The following is an 18797-nucleotide window of genomic DNA, read 5'->3' on the forward strand; positions in this document are numbered from 1 at the left end:
TCCTGTCAGCGGCTGGCGAGTAGGGGCGAGCTGTCGCTCATGGCGTGCAGCTTGAAACTGCGGGCATAACCGGCCGGGTCGCAACCGTCCCAGATTTTGCCGTCGATCAACTGGCTGCTGCGCATTTCATGGCTCGACGAGGCAACACCGACGGCGGTCGCCGCCTCTCGATACAAGTCTAGCTGCTGGACCTGACGAGCCACCGCAAGGTAGTCCGGGTCGTCGCGCAACAAGCCCCAGCGACGGAACTGGGTCAGGAACCACATGCCATCGGAGAGATAAGGCAGGTTAACGTCGCCGCCTGCGTGGAAGCGCAATGCGTGCGGGTCTTGCCAGCGATTGCCGAGGCCGTCGTCGTACTCGCCAAGCAGGCGTGGCTTGATGCAATCGAGCGGTGCATCGAGGTAATCCGCGGCGCTTAACAGCTGCGCGGTACTGCAGCGATTCTCGACGCTTTCTTCGATGAAGCGGCTGGCTTCCAGAATCGCCATCACCAGCGCCCGGGCGGTGTTGGGGTATTGCTCGACGAACGCGCGGGTGCAACCGAGGACTTTTTCCGGGTGGTCGGGCCAGATGGTCTGGCTCGTCGCCATTGTGAAGCCGAGATTCTGTTTCACGGCGCTGGCGGACCAGGGCTCACCGACGCAGAACCCGTCGATACGGCCCGCTTGCAGGTGCGCGATCATTTGCGGTGGCGGCACCACCACGCTGTCGACGTCGTGCAACGGATGAATGCCCTGGCTCGCCAGCCAGTAATACAGCCACATGGCGTGGGTGCCGGTCGGAAATGTCTGGGCAAAGGTGAGTTTTGGGCGAGTTTGGTGCACGTGGCGATCCAGTGCTTCAGGACCGGTCACGCCCAGCGCCTGCAAGCCATGGGAAAGGTTGATGCTCTGGCCGTTCTGGTTCAGGCCCATGAGCACCGCCATGTCGGTGGGCGCGACGCCGCCGATGCCCAGGTGCACGGCGTAAATCAGGCCGTAAAGGCTGTGGGCGGCATCGAGTTCGCCGCTGACCAGTTTGTCCCGCAGGTTGGCCCAGGAGGACTGGCGCTTGAGGTTAAGGGTCAGGCCGTAAGGCTGGGCAAAACCCTGCGTGGCCGCGACCACCACCGAGGCGCAGTCGCTCAGGGCCATGAAACCGAGGTTGATTTCAGTCTTTTCCGGGGCATCGCTGCCATTGACCCAGGCCAATGGGCCGGCTGTGGTTTCATTCATGGCTAAACACCTTCCAAAAAAAAGCGCCGTACCTGGCTGCTTGCCAGGGCAAGGCCAGGTGACGACGCCTTTGTCTTTCGACTCATCCCGCCGTTGGCATGAGTGCTGATGTCAATGAGGGTGCAAGGCATATGCCATCCCGGGTTTCATCAGCTTTCCATCAGGACTTCCCGCGCCCGCTCTTTCATCCTGCCGACCCTTCATCGTCAGGCTGCAAAGGAGGTTGGCGTGCAAACCGAATCACTTCGTGCCACCGCATTCCCGGATGCTCGTTCCGGCGAGCGCATGTTGCATCTGCGTGTCAGCGAATCGACCGACCTGCTGGGGTCGACGCAGTGCCATCGGTTGCCCGGCGGCTGGGAAGGGCTGATCGCGGTCAGCGAGACTCTGCAAATGCGCGGCGGCTGTGTGCAGGTGCTGCCGCTGTCCGAAACCCTGTTGGTGAAATTGCAGGTCTTTATCGACTTGAGTGATGCGTTGACGGGCCAGCGACCACGCCATGCTCCGTGGGCGATGTTGCCGGTGACGTACGAGACCGTTCGGTCGGAGGGCGCACTGGAACGCTGGTACATCGCGCAGGCCATGGGTGGCGGTTCGGCTTTTCAGGCCTTCGCCGGCGTGCTGCGTCATACCGAGAGCTACGGGCTTGTGCGATTCCTGCTGGAGCAGGGCACCCGCAGTGAAAAACTGAGTGACCTGGCGCAACGCTATGGTGTTTCCGTGTCGCACTTTCGTCGATTGTGCCGACAGGCGCTGGGCAGTGCAGCCAAGCCTGCGTTGCGCGGCTGGCGCACGGCTCAGGCGCTGTTGAATATGAGTCTGCGGGACTGCTCGCTGACAGAGGTCGCGCTGGAATTCGGTTTTGCCTCTTCTTCGCATTTCTCCAAGGAGATCCGCGAACTGGTGGGGTTCACGCCCAGCAGCCTCGCCGACATTACCTACCTTCCAGGCAAGTGAACCGATGAAACGCCGATCGTTGCCCTTATCTCTTTTGCCCGTCTGCCTGACTACGGTGTTGCTGCTCGCACCCTTTGCCGCAGCGGCCGCTACCTATGATTTCGAGGCCCGTGAACAAAGCGCGCGCACTTTTTTCAGTGAGCTGTCCGGATCGTTGGGCAAGCCGGTCATCGTCAGCAAGGCCGCTGCGGCCAAGCGGATTTCCGGTACGTTCGACCTGCTCGCGCCGCAACGCACCTTTGAGCGAGTCAGCGCGCAAATGGGGCTTATCTGGTACAGCGATGGTCAGGCGATTTATCTGTATGACGCCCCGGAACTCAAAAGCTCGATGGTATCGCTGCAGACCCTGACCGTGGCGAAGCTTCAGGCATTCCTGGAACGTTCCGGGTTGCACGATCGGCGTTATCCGTTGCGTCACGATGGTTTGCGTACGTTCCATGTGTCCGGCCCGCCGATGTATGTCGATCTGGTCACGCAAGCGGCCGGGTTGATGGATAACCAGCGCTCGGAATTGTTGCTGGGCAAGCAGCAGATCGGCGTTATCCAGGTGCGAAACACCTTTGTGAGCGACCGTAAATACGAGTTGCGTGATGACAAGGTGACGATTCCCGGGCTGGCCACCGTGATTGAGGCCTTGCTGCGTGGCGAAAAAAATGGCGTCGAGTCTGCGGTGGCGCAAGTCCCGGCACAACGACCGCCAGGCTTGATGCCGGCGTTTCCACTGGAAGGCCTGGCGACCGGGCCTTCGGGTCAGGACCCCTCCGCACCGCGAATTATTGCCCGCGACACGGCCGCCGGGAACATTCGGGTCGTGGCCTATCCCGACACCAACAGCCTGCTGGTCAAGGGGTTGCCCGAGCAGGTGCGCTTTATCGAGAACCTGGTCAGCGCGCTGGACACGCCCAAACGTCACGTGGAGTTGTCGTTGTGGATCATTGATCTGCACAAGGATGAACTCAATCAGTTGGGCGTCAATTGGCAAGGCGTCGTAAATTCGGGTGGAAAATTCAGCGCCTCGCTCAACGCTGGCTCCGCGACCACGCTTGACGGTGCGTCGTTCGTCACCCAGGTCATGGCGCTGGAGCGCACGAGTCGGGCGAATGTGGTGTCGCGACCGGTGATCCTGACCCAGGAAAATGTGCCGGCTATTTTCGACAATAACCGCACCTTTTATGCGCCGCTGGTGGGCGAGCGCAGTGTTGATTTGCAGCATGTGACCTACGGCACGCTGGTGAGCGTATTGCCGCGTTTCGCCCAGGCGGACGAGATTGAAATGTCGCTCAATATCGAAGACGGCAACGAAATCGAGAACCCGGGCCAGGGCGAGCGACCGAGCGCTCTGCCGACGGTCGGCCGCACCCGGATCAGCACCGTAGCGCGAGTGCCGCCGGGCAAGAGCCTGTTGGTGGGCGGTTTTACCCGCGATGACCACAGCGAACAGATCGGCCGGATTCCGGTGCTGGGGTCGATTCCTTGGGTCGGTCGGCTGTTCAGTTATCGACAGAACCGCTCGGCCAATACCGTGCGGGTGTTCCTGATTCAACCCAAGGAAATTCGCGACACGCTCGAGCCGAACGCCGTTGAACCCGTTCCACAGTTGCTGACCCCGGAACAGCACGAACGCTTGCGCCGTTCCTATTTTCGGGCGGCCATAAAATGATCCTGCCGGCGATTTCCACCGGCGGACGAGCGGCCCAGGCGCGGCTGAATGCCGAGAAGGCCGCAGAGCATCCGCAGTCACAGGCAACGGCGGACACTGATCTCGACGAAAGCGGCACAGCTGCCGTTATGCAGCGTTTCGTGCAGATCAGCGATGAAATGTCGGCGGCATTGGCGCAGTTTCGTGGCCGGCGGCATTTCGAACTGAAGTCCGACACCCTGACCGACAACTTCGAAAGGGTGCTGGACGACGACACCGTGCCCAAGGTGCGGCAGATCCTCAGCCTGGCACGGCTCGCCGACAACCCCGTCAGCTGGTTGCTGCAAATGGCGCGCAAGCTGTTTGCCGATGACAGCGACCTGGCGTTGGTGCTGCGAGAACTGTTGCGCCGTAAAAAGCTCGAGAAAAGCACCCGTCAGCGGCTCGAAACGCTGTTGCAGACGGTGGTCGCCCAAGCGTCCCCCAAACGCATGAACGCCGGCATCAATGCCGCGCTCAAGGCCAGAATGTTCGGTAAGAGCATGGCCGTGCGCGCCGCGCTGTTGCGCGAAACGTACCGGGATTTTCTCGAGTCCGATGAAGGGCCGGTCAGCTGTTATCAGGACTGGATTGCCCTGTACGGCCCACCGCAACGCACGAATGTGCTGGCCTTCATCGAAGCGGCGCTGCTCACCGATATCAGCGCCCAGGATCCGAGTTGCTCGCGCACAGAGTTTGGCCAACTGCTGGTCCGACTGAATGACCTCAAGCGCCTGCGTTCAGCCGACGGCCTGTTCATCGGTGGCCTGCTGCGCGATGAACTGATCTGCCAGCACAACCCCGATGAGTCCGACTGGCTGGTGTTCCTGTTCGGCCTGTTGACCTGGCCCGATGAGCTCGACCAGTTGTTGCTCGGCGTGCTCGGTGAGCGCGTGCTGTTGAGCCTGCACCGTGAGCGCTCGACGCTGCTGCAGACGGTGCGCCGGTTCAGCCTGCAACTGCCGCTGCAACTGTTTGCCGACGAAGAGGCGCCGCTGCGCCTGGCGCAACAGTTTTCGCTGCTGGCCGACGTTGCCTACGCCCACGAATGTATCGAACAGCGTCGTCCCGGCGGTTGCTCATGACTTTTTCACGGAGCTGACCTGCCATGCTCAATGTGTTTTTGCGCAACGTCGGCGCTCGCCCGGAGCTGCTGATCCTGACCCTCATGGTGATGATCATCGCCATGCTGATCATTCCGCTGCCGACGGTGCTGGTGGATTTTCTCATCGGCCTGAACATTGTCATTTCGCTGTTGGTGTTCATGGGGTCGTTCTACATCGAACGCATCCTCAGCTTCTCGACGTTTCCGGCGTTGCTGCTGCTGACCACGCTGTTTCGCCTGGCGCTGTCGATCAGTACCAGCCGCTTGATCCTGAGCCAGGCCGATGCGGGTGAGATCATCGCGTCCTTCGGTGAGTTCGTGATCGGCGAAAGCCTGGTGGTGGGTTTCGTGATCTTTTCGATTGTCACCATTGTTCAGTTCATCGTGATCACCAAAGGCTCGGAGCGGGTCGCCGAAGTCGCGGCGCGCTTCTCGCTGGACGGCATGCCCGGCAAGCAGATGAGCATCGACGGCGACCTCAAGGCAGGCGCCATCACGGCCGAAGAAGCCAAGGAAAAACGCAGCGTGCTGGAGCGTGAAAGCCAGTTGTATGGCTCTTTCGACGGCGCGATGAAGTTCATCAAGGGCGATGCGATCGCCGGCATCATCATTATTTTCGTCAACTTCATCGGCGGCATGGCCATCGGTGTCGGGCAAATGGGCATGGACATGTCCACGGCCTTGTCGACCTACACATTGCTGACCATCGGCGATGGCCTGGTCGCACAGATTCCAGCGCTGCTGATCGCCATCGGCGCCGGCTTCATCGTGACCCGGGTCAACGGCGACGACAGCAACCTGGGGCGCAACATGCTGGCCCAGATGCTCGGCAATCCATTCGTGATGGGTGTCACTGCGGTGCTGGCGGTGGGTGTCGGTCTGCTCCCCGGTTTCCCATTGATGACGTTTCTGCCCATCGCCGCGATGCTGGCGCTGGTGGTGTTTACCCGGCATCGAAAGGCCTCCAGGTTAACCGGCGACGGTGAAAACCGTGCTGCCGCCACGGAGCAAGACGCGCTGCAAACCGGGTCGGGATTGCTCGATGACGTCGATAACATCGCCACCGAAACCATCGCCCTGATGCTGCTGGTGCCCACGTCGCAACTGGGTGCGCTGAGCAAAGCCCGTTGGGCGGCGCGCTTTCGCAGCCAGTTTTTCGTCGACTACGGCTTGCGGATACCCGAACCGCAGGTACGCGCCAGCGAGGCGTTGCCGGCTCATCAAGTGGCGGTGCTGATCAATGAAGTGCGTGCCGAGCAGTTCGATATCCATTTCGATCACTGGCGCCTGCTCGACTATTCGCCAGACCTTGAACCTTTGGGTTTTGCCCTGGTGCGCGGCAACGACAGCAATCGCCTGGGCGGCGTCTGGGTCAACGCCGTAGACAAGGAGCGAGTGCAACAGTTGGGCTATCAACTGCGCCCCGCGGACGAGGAGTGCTACCGCTGCCTGGTCACGTTGCTGGCGCGCAATATCCAGGAGTTTTTCGGTGTGCAGGAGACCAAGCAACTGCTCGACGAAATGGAAGCGAAATACCCCGATCTGCTCAAGGAAGTGTATCGCCACGTCACGGTGCAGAAGATCGCCGAGGTGTTGCAGCGCCTGATCGGCGAACGCATTTCCGTGCGCAACATGAAGCTGATCCTGGAGTCGCTGGCCCATTGGGCGTCGCGGGAAAAGGACGTGCTGGCGCTGGTCGAGCACGTTCGCGGAGCAATGGCGCGCTACATCAGCAACAAATTCGCCCACGGCAATGACTTGCGCGTCCTGCTGTTGTCGCCGGAATTCGAAGAGGTGGTACGCCGGGGCATCCGGCAAACCTCGGGCGGCAGTTTCATCAACCTGGAGCCGGCAGAGTCGGAAGAGCTGATGGACCGCCTGAGTGTCGGCCTGGACAGCCTGCACATTGCGCACAAAGACATGGTGTTGCTGTGTTCGGTCGATGTGCGGCGCTACATCAAGAAACTGATCGAGGGGCGGTTCCGGGAGCTGGACGTGATGTCGTTCGGCGAAATCTCCGAGACCATCTCGGTCAATGTCATCAAGACCCTCTGAGGAACCCTGTAAATGAGACAGCCCGATATTGCCGACCTGCTGCGTGAAGCCCTGCGACACAGTGGCTGCGTGGACAGCCAGATAGGGCATTTCGACAGCCACAGCACCATTGAAATGCAGATGAAAAACCTGCCCAGTGTCAACGTGGCCGTGGTAGAGGGCGATGTGTGGATCTGGGCCGCAGTCGCGCAGGCGACCCCAAGCGTCATGAACCATTGCGCCTTCGAATTGATGCAGTTCTTGCTGGAGGGCAATGCTTTTTCTCGCACTGGCCAACTGCACCTGTGCGAAGTCCAGGGGCAGCTCGAACTGCGCTTGATGGCCAACGACCACGCCTTGGGTGACGCCGAGCATTTCGCCCAAGCCCTGGATGCTTTTGTGCAGTCGATTGAAACGCTGTGCGAATTGCTGCGCCGATGAGCGCCCGGTTGGAACGGCATGCTGCCCATCCCTTGCGCTTGAGCGGTCCTTTGATCGAAGCGGCGCTGGACAATGTGGTGGTCGGTGAAGTCTGCGAAGTGCGTCGCCATTGGCGTTCGCCGCACGTGGCGGCCAGGGCGCAAGTCATCGGCTTCAAACCCGGCGCCGTCCTGCTCAGTTTGCTCGGCGACGCCAAAGGATTGTCCAGGGAGTCGATGATTGTCCCGACGGGTTCGACATTGCGCCTGCGCTGCAGCGATGCGCTGCTGGGCAGCGTGGTCGATCCCCAGGGCAATATCGTTGAGCGACTGGCACCGTCGACAGCCGTTGAGCAACAGGATTATCCGGTGGATGCCGACCCGCCGTCGTACCACCAGCGTCGCCCGGTCGCAGAGCCGCTGAGCACCGGAATTCGCGTTATCGATGGCTTGTTGACCTGCGGTGTCGGTCAGCGCATCGGCATTTTTGCTGCGGCCGGGTCCGGCAAGACAACGTTGATCAATATGCTGATCAGCCACACCGATGCGGACGTATTCGTCATTGGCCTGATCGGAGAGCGCGGGCGTGAAGTAACGGAGTTCATTGAACATCTGCGCCACTCAACGAAGCGATCACGTTGCGTGGTGGTGTTTGCCACGTCGGATTTTTCCTCCGTGGATCGCTGCAATTCGGCCCTGCAGGCGAGAGCCATCGCCGAGTATTTTCGCGACCAGGGCCAGCGTGTCGTGCTGTTGCTGGACTCGTTGACCCGTTACGCCCGCGCTCGTCGCGACCTGGCCCTGGCCGCGGGTGAAGCGCCGGCGCGGCGCGGCTATCCGGCGTCGGTGTTCGATGCTTTGCCGCGTTTGCTGGAGCGACCTGGTGTGACGGCTTCCGGGAGCATTACGGCCTGGTACACGGTCCTGCTGGAGAGTGACGACGAGCCGGACCCGATCGCCGAGGAGATTCGCTCCATTCTCGACGGCCATGTTTACCTCAGTCGAGCCCTGGCGGCCAAAGGTCATTACCCGGCGATCGATGTCTTGCGCAGCATCAGTCGCGTGGCGACGCAAGTCACCAGCGCGCAGGTGCAGCAACTGGCCGCGTCGACCCGGGAAACGCTGACACGGCTGGAGCAGTTGCAGATTTTTCTCGACATGGGCGAATACACCCAGGGCGCCGATGCCGCCAACGACCAGGCCCTGCAGCGCCGCGAAGCCTTGAACCACTGGCTGCGTCAGCCGACGGACGAATGCAGCGAACCTGACGAAACGCTGCGGAGCCTGAATGAACTCATTGCCTGACCGGCTACGCCTATTGGCGTTCAGCCAGTTCCGTCAGCAACGCGGTGAGCAGGCTGTACTGCGCGCACAACAACAGTTGCAGCCGCTACGGGGGGAACTCGCCGGTTTCGAGGGGCAAGAGGCATCGCTGCAGAGCCTGCTGGCCAGCCATCGCGCCATCGATTGCGTTCTGGATCACGGGCAGTTGTTGGCGCTGCTGCGAACCCAGGCGGTCATCCGGCGGCAGATTGATCTGGTGCGCCTTGAGCGCGACCGCGTAGAGGAGCAGTGCAGGCAGCTTGAGCACTCGTTGCAAGCACAACGCGAGCAACTGCATTGTCTGCAGCGCAAACACGACAAATACCAACGGTCGGTGCAGCACCTGTTGCGCGCGCAACGACTTGAGCAAGTGCGCCGGGAAGAAAGGGAGATAGAAGAGATGACTGGAGTACGGCGATGAAGGGGGTTTCTACGATTTCACCGGGACCGGCTCTAACGCTGGAACCTGCTACCGAGGATTCTGCGGATGAACTGCGCGACGCACTTGTACCGGCACAAGACGATGAGCTGCCGCAAGGTGTGCTGGATTTGCTGGCGACGTTGATTGTGCGTCAGCGATTCGAGGCGTTGGTCCCTGTGGGCGTTCAAGTTTCAGGTCGTTGCGGTCTGGTCGAACGCCATCGCGAGCAGGTCGAATCGTCGCACCGTCCATCTCACAGGGAAACGCATTCCAATTTGGAAGCACAGGCGCGCTCCCTCAGAGAAACGCATTCCAATGTGGGAGCGGGCTTGCTCGCGAAAGTGGCCGCACAGGCACCGATCAATCCCCAGGCTTCATCGCGAGGCCCCACCGAAGCGCCTTCAACCACGCTTGAACCGCTGCCCGTCGAGCGCGCAGCCAACGCCAGCCCTCCGATAACCTTCGCCGCCGAGACACCATTGCCCGAAGCGTTGATGAACCTTCACGCCGTGCGTCATGCACCTGCGGCGGCACCGGTTTCCATCCCCTTGCCCCCGATGCCAATACCCAAGCCAGCTCTCGACGTGATGATCGAAACGCTGCCCGGCTCAAGCCGCGGCCTGCTGCAGGTTCCCTTCAACAAAGGCACCGCCAGCGGGCAAGTGACAATCACCCGTGTGCCCGACGAACCCATTCAAAACCTGCAACTCAGCCCGAGCAACAGCTTGGTCTTCGAGCAACTCAAGGCACCTTTTGAACTGGCCCGGGATCCCGGCTGGCGGCTGACCGATACGGGGGGCGAGCAGCAACATCAGGGGTCGCAGCAGCAGCCGGATGAAGAGCAGACCGAACAGCAGGAACTACCAGCATGAGAGCGCTGACGTTGCGCCGCGTCGACGCTTCGGCGCACGCCCGCACGCAAGCGGTTCAACGCTGGCGCCGCGCCGGTGAGGGTGCAGGCGTAGGCAGACCGGACCGGCGGTCCGGCTACTTGCGGTTTTGCGCGCGTAGCGATGAAGGAGAGTGGCGGGGGCTGATCCTGGCTCGCGACTGGCTGGAACACGCGTTACCGCAGTTGCGCTCGTTGCTGATCGTCGAGTGCCCGTTGACGAGCATCGTCGAATTGTTCCGGGCAGTTGCGCGACCTTTTCCGCTGATTGACGAGCTGCCTTATCAATCGTTGGCCGACATCGAATTGATCGAGCCGACCGAACTGCCGACGCACGATTTGCCCTGGCTCGACACGGCTCACGGGCGAGTGTGGTTGACGCAGTTGCCACCGCCACGCCCCGCAAAGAGCCCCTTGCAACCCGGATCCTGGCTGAGCGATTTACCGCTGTGCCTGGAGCTGATGCTGGGCTTCAGCCATCTGCATCAAGTGCCGCTGGGACAGGGCGACGTCCTGCGCATCACCCACCGGACAGACCGGTGTCTGCTGGCCAATCAATGCATCGGCGTATTCACGTTCACTGAAGAGGGGTTACACATGCAATCGACGGTTGCCGATTCAAATCAACAGGCTGGTGAGCAGGCCGACTCGGACGTCGAACTCGGTGCTTTGCCCTTGCGCCTGGAGTTTTTGCTCGCCACTCATGAGATCGACCTGGGCACGCTGTCACAGATCATCGATGGTCAACTCATTCCGCTGGCGACCGATGCCGCCCGGCACATCGAGGTTCGCGCGAATGGCAAGCGCGTGGCCCGCGGGGAACTGGTGCAGTTGGACGATCAGTTGGGGGTGGAATTGCTCGAGGTCTATCGCAACCCCTTATCGGAACAGCGGCGATGAATGACGTCTCGCTGATTGCGCTGCTGGCGTTCGCGTCACTCCTGCCTTTCCTGGTGGCCGCCGGAACCTGTTACATCAAGTTTTCCATCGTGTTTGTCATCGTGCGCAACGCGCTGGGATTGCAGCAGGTGCCGTCGAACATGACGCTTAACGCGATCGCTTTGATGCTGGCGATTTTCGTGATGACGCCGGTCATGAAGCAGGGTTATGGCTACTACAAGGAAGAAGCGGTGGCCTTCACCGATATCGAGTCGGTGGTGAACTTTGCCGAGAACGGCCTGGGTGGGTACAAGGATTACCTGCGCAAGTACACCGACCCCGAACTGGCCCTGTTCTTCGAGCGTGCGCAAGCGGTTCAGAGTGATTCCGAGGAAAGCCTGCCGGCCGATGAACAACTCACGCCCTCCTTGTTTTCGCTGTTGCCGGCCTATGCGCTGAGTGAAATCAAAAGCGCGTTCAAGATCGGCTTTTATCGGTACTTGCCGTTCGTGATCGTCGATCTGGTGATCTCCAGCATCCTGCTGGCGCTGGGCATGATGATGATGAGCCCGGTGATCATTTCGGTGCCGATCAAACTGGTGTTGTTTGTCGCGCTGGATGGCTGGGCGCTGCTGTCGACCGGTCTGGTCAAGCAGTACCTGACTTTGCTGGCATAGGGGCGTCGACATGAACGATCTGGTCTACGCCGGCAATAAAACCCTGTACCTGATTCTGTTGATGGTCGCTTGGCCGATCATTGTTGCCACGGTGGTGGGCCTGGTGGTCGGGTTGATTCAGACGGTGACCCAGTTGCAGGAGCAGACACTGCCATTCGGATTCAAGTTGCTGTCGGTGGCGGCGTGCCTGTTTCTACTTTCGGGTTGGTACGGCGAAACCCTGCTCGATTTCAGTCGTGAAGTCATCCGTCTGGCATTGGGCTAGACCGATGTCGGTGACGCTGTTTTTCGATCTGTACGCGCTGTTCGCTGCCGCGATCCTTGGGTTTGCACGGCTGGCACCGATTTTTTTCATGTTGCCGTTTCTCAACAGCGGCGTGCTGACCGGGCCTGCGCGCCAGGCCGTCATCGTGCTGGTGGCGTTGGGGTTCTGGAGCTATGTCGGCGAGCCGCTGCCGCGCCTCGACGGCTTGGCATTCTTTGGCTTGTTGCTGCGCGAAGCCGGCATTGGCGTCCTGCTGGGCTGCCTGCTGTGTTGGCCGTTCTGGGTGTTGCACGCCATGGGCAACCTGATCGACAACCAGCGCGGCGCGATGCTCAGCAGTACGGTGGACCCGGCCAACGGCGTCGATACATCGGAGCTGGCGAATTTCCTCCAATTGTTCGCCGCTGCGGTTTACCTCGAAGGCGGCGGCATGCTGCTGATGCTCGAAACCGTTGGCCACAGTTATCGCATTTGCGCACCGGTCACGGGTTGCGAGATACACCTGCAAGCGGTGTTCAGCTTGCTGGATGCACTGGTCAGCAAAACCCTGGTGATCAGCGCACCGGTGGTGGCGACGCTGTTAGTCAGTGAAGCACTGCTGGGCCTGCTCTCGCGGTACGCACCGCAAATGAACGCGTTCTCGGTGTCACTGACGGTCAAGAGCCTGGTGGCATTGGTGGTGCTGATGTTGTATTTCGGCGTGCACCTGCCCGATGAAGTCCTGCGCATGGGCGGCAAATCCGAAGCACTGGAGCACTATCTGGTGAGCGACGGGGAGGGTGGCGATGTCGTCCAGCGCGTCGAAGACTGAGAAGCCCACCCCAAAGAAACTGCGGGATGCGTCACGCAAAGGGCAGACATTCAAGGCCAAGGATCTGGTGGTCACCTGCCTGACCCTGTGCGGTATCACCTACATGGTGTTCAACAGTTCGCTGCTGGAGGTCATGGAGGTCTACCGGCGCATCATCGCCAGCGATTTTGACGCCGACCTGCAAAAGTACTCGGCGATTCTGGTGGTCGTCGGGCTCAAGGCGTTGTTGCCGTTGCTATTGGTGTGCGTCTTGACCAGTGCATTGCCGGCGTTGCTGCAAAGCGGTTTTGCCCTGGCCAGCGAAGCCCTGAAGCTGAACCTCGGGGCGTTGAACCCGATCAATGGCTTCAAAAAACTGTTCAGCCTGCGCACGGTCAAGGACACGGTCAAAGCGCTGTTGTACCTGGGCAGTTTTGCCATGGCGCTGTGGATTGTCTGGATCACGCAGCGGCAACTGCTGTTTGCTCAATTGTTTGCCCAGGCACCGGATCTGTTCGCGATCTGGGGGCACTTGCTGCTGGTGCTGGTGTTGGCGTTTCTAGGCTGCGTGCTGCTGATCGTGGTGCTCGATGCGCTCAGCGAATACTGGCTGTTCATGAAAGACCAGATGATGGACAAGGACTCGGTCAAGCGTGAACACAAGGAGCAGGACGGCAATCCCGAAATCAAGGGCCGCCGACGCGATTTGCATCGGGAGCTGCTGTCGGAGCAGGTCAAGTCCGACGTGCGCAGCTCGCGGATGATCATCGCCAACCCGACCCACATTGCCATCGGGGTGTATTTCCGCCCGGAAATCACCGTGCTGCCGTTCATCTCGTTGATGGAAACCAACCAGCGCGCCCTGGCCGTTCGGGCGTATGCCAAAGAGGTCGGCGTGCCCGTGATCAACGACATCGCCCTGGCCCGGCGGATCTTCAAGACCCATCAGCGCTACAGCTTCCTTCAGGTGCAGGAAGTCGAGGAAGTCCTGCGTCTTTTGATCTGGCTCGAGCAGGTCGAGCAGGCCTGATCATCCCTGATGCCGATCATTCTTGTAGGGGCGAGCTTGCTCGCGATGGACGCCAACGATAACGCGTTTTCTCTGGATACACGCGTTGTCCTGAAGTTCATCGCGAGCAAGCTCGCTCCTACAAGTTCTCAGGCTTGATCCCCTTTTTTAACCATCTCGCCGTTGGCATGAGCGCAATTTGGCAGCGTGACTGTCAGCGCTTTGGCTCAATGCATTCGTCAGCGGCGCTGACGATTTTTCAGGAGTGTGGCCGATGAGTCGCAACAACCAACAAGACCAGCAAATCGCCCTGGACATCGTGGATGCCGTGCTCGCGGGGGCGCCGTTAAAGGACGTGCAGGGCCTCAGCGACGAGCACATGGACGGCCTCTATGCCTTCGCTTACCAGTTTTATGAACAAGGCCGGCTGGACGATGCCGAGAAGTTCTTCCACTTCCTGTGCATCTACGACTTTTACAACAGCCAGTACTGGATGGGACTGGCGGCGGTACACCAGCTCAAGCAAAACCATCAGAAAGCGATTGACCTGTATGCCATCGCCTTCGCCCAGGGCAAGAACGACTACCGACCGATGTTCTACAGCGGTCAGTGCCAGCTCGCTCTGGGCAGGATCGGCAAGGCCCGATTGTGTTTCGAATACGTAATTGAGCAGGCCACGGAAGAGGACCTGCGCACACAGGCTCAGGTGTATCTCGACACCTTGGCTCACATTGAACAGGACTGTTCGGAGGACAGAACATGAGTGAAATCAGAAGTACATTCAACCCGACTCGTTCGGGTGGGATCAGCCGTTCCGAGGCCTTTGAAATCTACGGAAAATCTGCAAGCCAAGCGGCCAGAACGGTGGATTTTCAGAAGGCTGGCCAGGAAGCGCTGGCCGGTCTGATGTCGGTGAATTACGGCGCTGAACACGGTAAATCGGCGGCCACCCCGGGACGGCCGCAATTGCATCAGCCACTGGCACGCAACAACGGCAAGGAGCCGGAAGGTGATCTGTTCACGCTGTTGATGGCGATGATCAGCGAGCTGATCGGCGAGGTGGATGTCAACAAGTTGAAAAATCGCTTGGCGATGTTGCAAAGCATGGCCGGAGCCAAGCAGCAGGGGCATGAAAAACTCTCGGCTGAATACGCTGAGGCCGTCGCTGCACTGGAGGCCGCTGAGGGGGCTGTTGGCGGTAGCCAGCAAAATCTGGAGAAGCTGCGCGAGAGAGTCCAGCATTTCCAGGGCTTGCTGGACGAAAGCGAGGCGCGTCTGGCGAAGCTGGACCCCGAATCACCCGAATATGCGAGTGAATTGGCGCGTCGTGACCAGCTTAAAGGCGAGTTGGCGGTCCATACCCAGACCTTTCAAAAAGCCACCGATGCCCATCTGAAACTGATCGAAGTCGCCAATGTTGCCGCTAAGGCCCTGGCGGTCGTGACCGGAAAAGTCCTCGAGGCAGGTGTCGGCGGACCTCAGGTTAAACAATCGGATGAAAAAGCGCTGAGCAGCAGTGCACTGGCCCTGCTGAACCGCTTGAAGATCATCGAGTTGCTGGGCGAGGCGGCGCAGAACAAGGAAGAGCTCAATCAGGAGCTGTTTCTGGAGCTGCAGGCCAAGCTGCAGGAAAAAATGCAGGCCGAGTCTGAAAAGTATCTGGAAGAGGTGCGCAAGGCCGAAGAGTTGCAGAGGACGATGGGCTGCATCGGCAAGATCGTTGGTGCGCTGTTGTCCTTGGGAAGCATCCTGGCTGGCATTTTTACCCTCAATCCATTCCTGATTGTGATGGGGGGAGTTGGCATGGCACTGACGTTCGCGGGCGACAAGCTCATGGCCAAGATCATGGAACCGCTGATGAAAGTCTTGCAGGAAGTCATCAGTTTCTTTACCGATCTCTACACCAAGGTGCTGATAGCGGTGGGTGTCGATCCCGAAACGGCGAAGGAAATCGCGCAAATCGCCGGCATGATCGCGGGCATCGCCGTCACTATTGCGGCCATTGCATTGGCGGCCATCGTCGGGGCTCAGGTGATTGGGCCGATGATCGGCGCCGTCGCATCGAAACTGGCCACCGTGGTGTCGCAGGCTGCACCTGCAGCGGTGCAGGCCATGAAACAGATGGCTTCCTCGGTCGGCAACACGCTGACCCGGATGCTGACTCAGTTGCGCAGCCTCATTACCAACGGCGCTGATCCCGTGTCCCTGGCCCGTTACACCGCCAATCTCGAAATCGCTCAAGCCCTCGCCGAGTTCGGCGGTGTGACGGCGCAAGGTGTGCTTGGAGTCCGAAGCGGCGTGCATCAGGCCCAGGCGGCCGAACACCTGGCGGACGTGAAAGTGCGCATGGCAATCAGCGAAGAAATCACCTCCTACCTCACTCGACTGGTCGAAGACTACGGCAAGGCGATGCAAGACCGGGCCCGGCAGATCGAACATGTTTTTACCGATATGCAACGCAGTCATTCCGTCAACCTGCAGATGGTTCGAAACGTCTGAATTCACTCGTAAAAGGGATTTCTCATGATCACAAACAGTGTTTTGTCTTTCCGTTCGTTCATCCATACGCAAGCGACAGCCGCGGCCGGGCATTCGTTTGCCCCATCCGAAAAATCAGCATTCAAGGGCACGACCGGAAACGACCAGGTTCTGAAAAACAGTGCTGTCACAGGCCCGTCGGCAGCAGAGCTCGATAGTGCCATCAACGCCTATCAGCCTACCGAAGCCGACTGGCAAGATTTCACTGCCGCCACGCTGACGATCAGCGACGAAGTGCGTAATGAGCTGATCTTCGACCCGAGTGCCTGGGAAAAACACGCGAACGTGCTGGTCGCCGCGATCATCGCATTGAATATCGCGCGGGTCGCCAATGCTCAACTGCGTGGGCATTTCAGTGTGATGGCTGCTGATGCCGCCAAGTCCCAGGGCGCTGCCATCATGGAGTCCGGCAAGGCGGCCATGTACAGCGCCATTACGACCGCGGTGGTCTCCGGCGCAATCGCCGGGTTCGCCATGGTCAAGACCTTTCAAGGGCAAAGGCTCAAACATGCAGATATCGACGTGCACAAGCGCAACTCTCTGGACGCCGGCAATATCCAACGGGACCTTAAACGTGATCGCAGCCGCGATGACTGGACCCCGGAAACTACCTACAAGATAACGGTGTTCGATGATTTCGGCCGGACGAAATCAGTGGATTTCAAACCTCAGGGCTCAACCCTGACGGCCAAGGAGCAGGCATTGTTCGACGTTGAAATTCTCAAGGCAAAAAAGGTTGGCCGCATGTCGGACTGGCACAGCCAGATGGCCAGCAAAGGCATTGAGAAAAAGCTTGAAATCGGTCGTGCGCTCAACGCGATGTCGGTGAGCATGAGCCAGATGGTCTCCAGTATGGTTCGCATCACCGAGCATGCGGCGCGGGAGAAAGAGGTATTGCAACAGAGTGCGCAAAATACGCAGAAGAGCTTGAGCGATGAAATTGGGCAGAAAGACTCGGCGGATGCGGCGCTCTTGCAAAAACTCATGGATATCGTGATGCAGCTCTTTCAATCGCGGATTGAAGTCATTGGCAAGATGGCTTGAGTAGGGGAACAGCATGATCATTACCCAATCGTCGCCGTCGATGGTTAAACCAGCGGCAGATTTTAACGTGGACACTGATGCATCGGTGCCTGCTGAAATACCACTTGATGTGCATGCCGTATCGGCCTTGGCTCAGTTGCTCGACCGATCGATAAGTGCGTTGAATCGCAACTGCGCACTCATGCTCAAATGTCAGCCCGCGTCCTCCAGGCTGGCAGAAGGCTTGATCGTTGATAGTTCGGCGCAAAATTTGATTGCAGAGTTTGTCGAACAGCTCGAAGCCAAGCGCAACCGCACACAGTTGTGGGCTCAGAAGTTCAAGCAATGCAGTGCGGTGATGACTCATTCCATGGAAACACTGCCCATGGAACAGCGTCAGCGGCTTTATGACGAGCAAGGCCGTATGTTGTGCAGCCTCAAAGAGATGCACATACCGCCCGATTTCGCTGATGAGTTCGACGTCGGCGTCAAATCATCGAATGACTTCTTCGACAAACTGCTCGAATTGATCAACCTGATCAAGAACGGCTATCTGGCCGGCTATGAACATATCATTGCGGCTTACTCGGACTTTTTTGCTGATTTCAACAAAGAAATTACCGCAAAGATGAAAGAGTGGATTGAAGGCGCGAATGAAGGTAAAGAAGTCAAATTAAACGCGGGCGCGATAAGACTCGCTTTGCAAGCGCTGATCAACAAGTACTCACCTCCGAATGCGGCAGCAGTATTGTTTCCAGCCCCAGGCATGGGCAGCGCCACAAAGGAGGAAGCAAAAAAATGGCTTAAGGCGTTAGGCCTGCCGGACTCCTGCCTCCACATGAACAATGACGGCTCGTACAGCGTGGTCATGGACCTTGGGCCGCTGAAAATCATGAGGGACAGATTGCCACCCAACGTAAGTTGGGTCACTTGGGACACCGCCGGATTCCAAGCCTGGCAAACCGGCTTCAATGCCCAGGAAGAACGCATGAAAAACATGCTGCAATCCTTCACGCAGAAATACTCCAACGCCAATTCTTATCATGACAACTTCAACAAGACATTGTCTGCGCACCTTAGTCAGTATGCGGACATGCTCAAGGCAATGTTGAATTTTTGATTCTTGTGCCTGTCGTGTGAGAGGTTGTTTATCTAAAGACAAATAGTGTTGTGTGATTCCGGCTTTTAAAGTTGGAGTCGCATGGCCTGTCAAAGTGCCGAATAAAATATGAGCTTCAGTGTGTTTAAGTCCGATCCTCTGATTGAGCATCAGGTAATAGGCGTGTTGTCGGAATATGTATCGGCCGACCGTCTGGGCATAGAACTCGAATCGAGTCTGGTCGAGGATTTGTGTCTCGATTCCTTGGGTATCGTAGAAGTTGTCATGGTGCTTAATGAGTTTTTTGGTATTGAGTTACCCGCCTCGGGGGTGGTGGAGTGGAGAAGCGTGGCGGATATATGTACTTCGGTGGCCGCCGCGAGAGAGTTGACTAGTTTTGATTAGTTGTTGGCTCTGGATTTCTGGCGCCTGCGAATTGAAGTTTTTTATAGATGCACGGTAATTATTCCCACA

The 18797-nt window shown here is 59.0% G+C and carries 19 protein-coding genes; 18 read left to right on the forward strand and 1 reads right to left on the reverse strand.

Annotation, left to right across the window (positions count from 1 at the left end; all coding sequences use genetic code 11):
- Nucleotides 1-5: 5 nt before the first annotated feature.
- Nucleotides 6-1217 (reverse strand): CmpA/NrtA family ABC transporter substrate-binding protein, encoded by a 1212-nt coding sequence (locus FBY04_RS11020; RefSeq protein ID WP_145315218.1) that lies wholly within the window; start codon nucleotides 1215-1217, stop codon nucleotides 6-8.
- 228 nt (nucleotides 1218-1445) lie between these two features.
- Between FBY04_RS11020 and FBY04_RS11025 the strand changes: the two genes are divergently transcribed.
- The 18 genes from FBY04_RS11025 to FBY04_RS11110 all read left to right on the forward strand — a co-directional run bounded on the left by FBY04_RS11025 (nucleotide 1446) and on the right by FBY04_RS11110 (nucleotide 18728).
- Complete coding sequence (locus FBY04_RS11025) at nucleotides 1446-2174, forward strand: helix-turn-helix domain-containing protein (RefSeq protein ID WP_145315219.1); 729 nt, start codon at nucleotides 1446-1448, stop codon at nucleotides 2172-2174.
- A 4-nt stretch (nucleotides 2175-2178) separates the two neighbouring features.
- Nucleotides 2179-3834 carry a type III secretion system outer membrane ring subunit SctC gene (sctC, locus tag FBY04_RS11030; RefSeq protein ID WP_145315220.1) on the forward strand — a complete coding sequence of 552 codons (1656 nt, stop codon included), beginning with the start codon at nucleotides 2179-2181 and terminating at the stop codon, nucleotides 3832-3834.
- Entirely contained in the window at nucleotides 3831-4937 is a 1107-nt protein-coding gene (gene sctW / locus FBY04_RS11035) for a type III secretion system gatekeeper subunit SctW (protein ID WP_145315221.1), read from the forward strand. Before sctC ends, sctW begins: the two co-directional genes overlap by 4 nt.
- Nucleotides 4938-4960: 23 nt before the next feature.
- The gene (locus FBY04_RS11040) at nucleotides 4961-7012 is read left to right on the forward strand and encodes an EscV/YscV/HrcV family type III secretion system export apparatus protein (RefSeq protein ID WP_145315222.1); all 2052 of its coding nucleotides are present in this window, start codon (nucleotides 4961-4963) and stop codon (nucleotides 7010-7012) included.
- 12 nt (nucleotides 7013-7024) lie between these two features.
- The gene (locus tag FBY04_RS11045) at nucleotides 7025-7432 is read left to right on the forward strand and encodes an Invasion protein B family (protein WP_145315223.1); all 408 of its coding nucleotides are present in this window, start codon (nucleotides 7025-7027) and stop codon (nucleotides 7430-7432) included.
- The gene (sctN, locus tag FBY04_RS11050; RefSeq protein ID WP_145315224.1) at nucleotides 7429-8715 is read left to right on the forward strand and encodes a type III secretion system ATPase SctN; all 1287 of its coding nucleotides are present in this window, start codon (nucleotides 7429-7431) and stop codon (nucleotides 8713-8715) included. The genes FBY04_RS11045 and sctN overlap by 4 nt, the downstream gene beginning before the upstream one ends.
- Nucleotides 8699-9154, forward strand: a complete 456-nt coding sequence (locus FBY04_RS11055; RefSeq protein WP_145315225.1) for a type III secretion protein — start codon at nucleotides 8699-8701, stop codon at nucleotides 9152-9154. Before sctN ends, FBY04_RS11055 begins: the two co-directional genes overlap by 17 nt.
- Nucleotides 9151-10026 (forward strand): hypothetical protein, encoded by an 876-nt coding sequence (locus tag FBY04_RS11060; RefSeq protein ID WP_145315226.1) that lies wholly within the window; start codon nucleotides 9151-9153, stop codon nucleotides 10024-10026. The genes FBY04_RS11055 and FBY04_RS11060 overlap by 4 nt, the downstream gene beginning before the upstream one ends.
- Entirely contained in the window at nucleotides 10023-10943 is a 921-nt protein-coding gene (locus FBY04_RS11065) for a FliM/FliN family flagellar motor switch protein (protein ID WP_145315227.1), read from the forward strand. Before FBY04_RS11060 ends, FBY04_RS11065 begins: the two co-directional genes overlap by 4 nt.
- A complete protein-coding gene (locus FBY04_RS11070) occupies nucleotides 10940-11599 on the forward strand; it encodes an EscR/YscR/HrcR family type III secretion system export apparatus protein (protein ID WP_145315228.1) in 660 nt (219 codons plus the stop codon). Before FBY04_RS11065 ends, FBY04_RS11070 begins: the two co-directional genes overlap by 4 nt.
- A gap of 10 nt (nucleotides 11600-11609) precedes the next feature.
- Entirely contained in the window at nucleotides 11610-11864 is a 255-nt protein-coding gene (locus FBY04_RS11075) for an EscS/YscS/HrcS family type III secretion system export apparatus protein (RefSeq protein WP_084318703.1), read from the forward strand.
- Nucleotides 11865-11868: 4 nt separating this feature from the next.
- Nucleotides 11869-12675: a type III secretion system export apparatus subunit SctT gene (gene sctT / locus FBY04_RS11080; protein ID WP_145315288.1), complete on the forward strand. Its 807-nt coding sequence runs from the start codon at nucleotides 11869-11871 to the stop codon at nucleotides 12673-12675.
- Nucleotides 12650-13684, forward strand: coding sequence for an EscU/YscU/HrcU family type III secretion system export apparatus switch protein (locus FBY04_RS11085; protein WP_084318700.1), 1035 nt, complete (start codon nucleotides 12650-12652; stop codon nucleotides 13682-13684). The genes sctT and FBY04_RS11085 overlap by 26 nt, the downstream gene beginning before the upstream one ends.
- 253 nt (nucleotides 13685-13937) lie before the next feature.
- Entirely contained in the window at nucleotides 13938-14426 is a 489-nt protein-coding gene (gene sicA / locus FBY04_RS11090; protein ID WP_145315229.1) for a type III secretion system translocator chaperone SicA, read from the forward strand.
- Entirely contained in the window at nucleotides 14423-16162 is a 1740-nt protein-coding gene (gene sctE, locus FBY04_RS11095; protein WP_145315230.1) for a type III secretion system translocon subunit SctE, read from the forward strand. The genes sicA and sctE overlap by 4 nt, the downstream gene beginning before the upstream one ends.
- A 24-nt stretch (nucleotides 16163-16186) precedes the next feature.
- Nucleotides 16187-17245: a cell invasion protein gene (locus FBY04_RS11100; protein ID WP_145315231.1), complete on the forward strand. Its 1059-nt coding sequence runs from the start codon at nucleotides 16187-16189 to the stop codon at nucleotides 17243-17245.
- A 13-nt stretch (nucleotides 17246-17258) separates the two neighbouring features.
- A complete protein-coding gene (locus tag FBY04_RS11105) occupies nucleotides 17259-18344 on the forward strand; it encodes an IpaD/SipD/SspD family type III secretion system needle tip protein (protein ID WP_145315232.1) in 1086 nt (361 codons plus the stop codon).
- Between the two features lie 108 nt (nucleotides 18345-18452).
- The gene (locus FBY04_RS11110; protein ID WP_145315233.1) at nucleotides 18453-18728 is read left to right on the forward strand and encodes an acyl carrier protein; all 276 of its coding nucleotides are present in this window, start codon (nucleotides 18453-18455) and stop codon (nucleotides 18726-18728) included.
- Nucleotides 18729-18797 lie beyond the last annotated feature (69 nt).

Origin of the sequence: Pseudomonas sp. SJZ080 (assembly GCF_007828295.1) — a bacterium.
In the GTDB taxonomy this organism is placed as follows: domain Bacteria; phylum Pseudomonadota; class Gammaproteobacteria; order Pseudomonadales; family Pseudomonadaceae; genus Aquipseudomonas; species Aquipseudomonas migulae_A.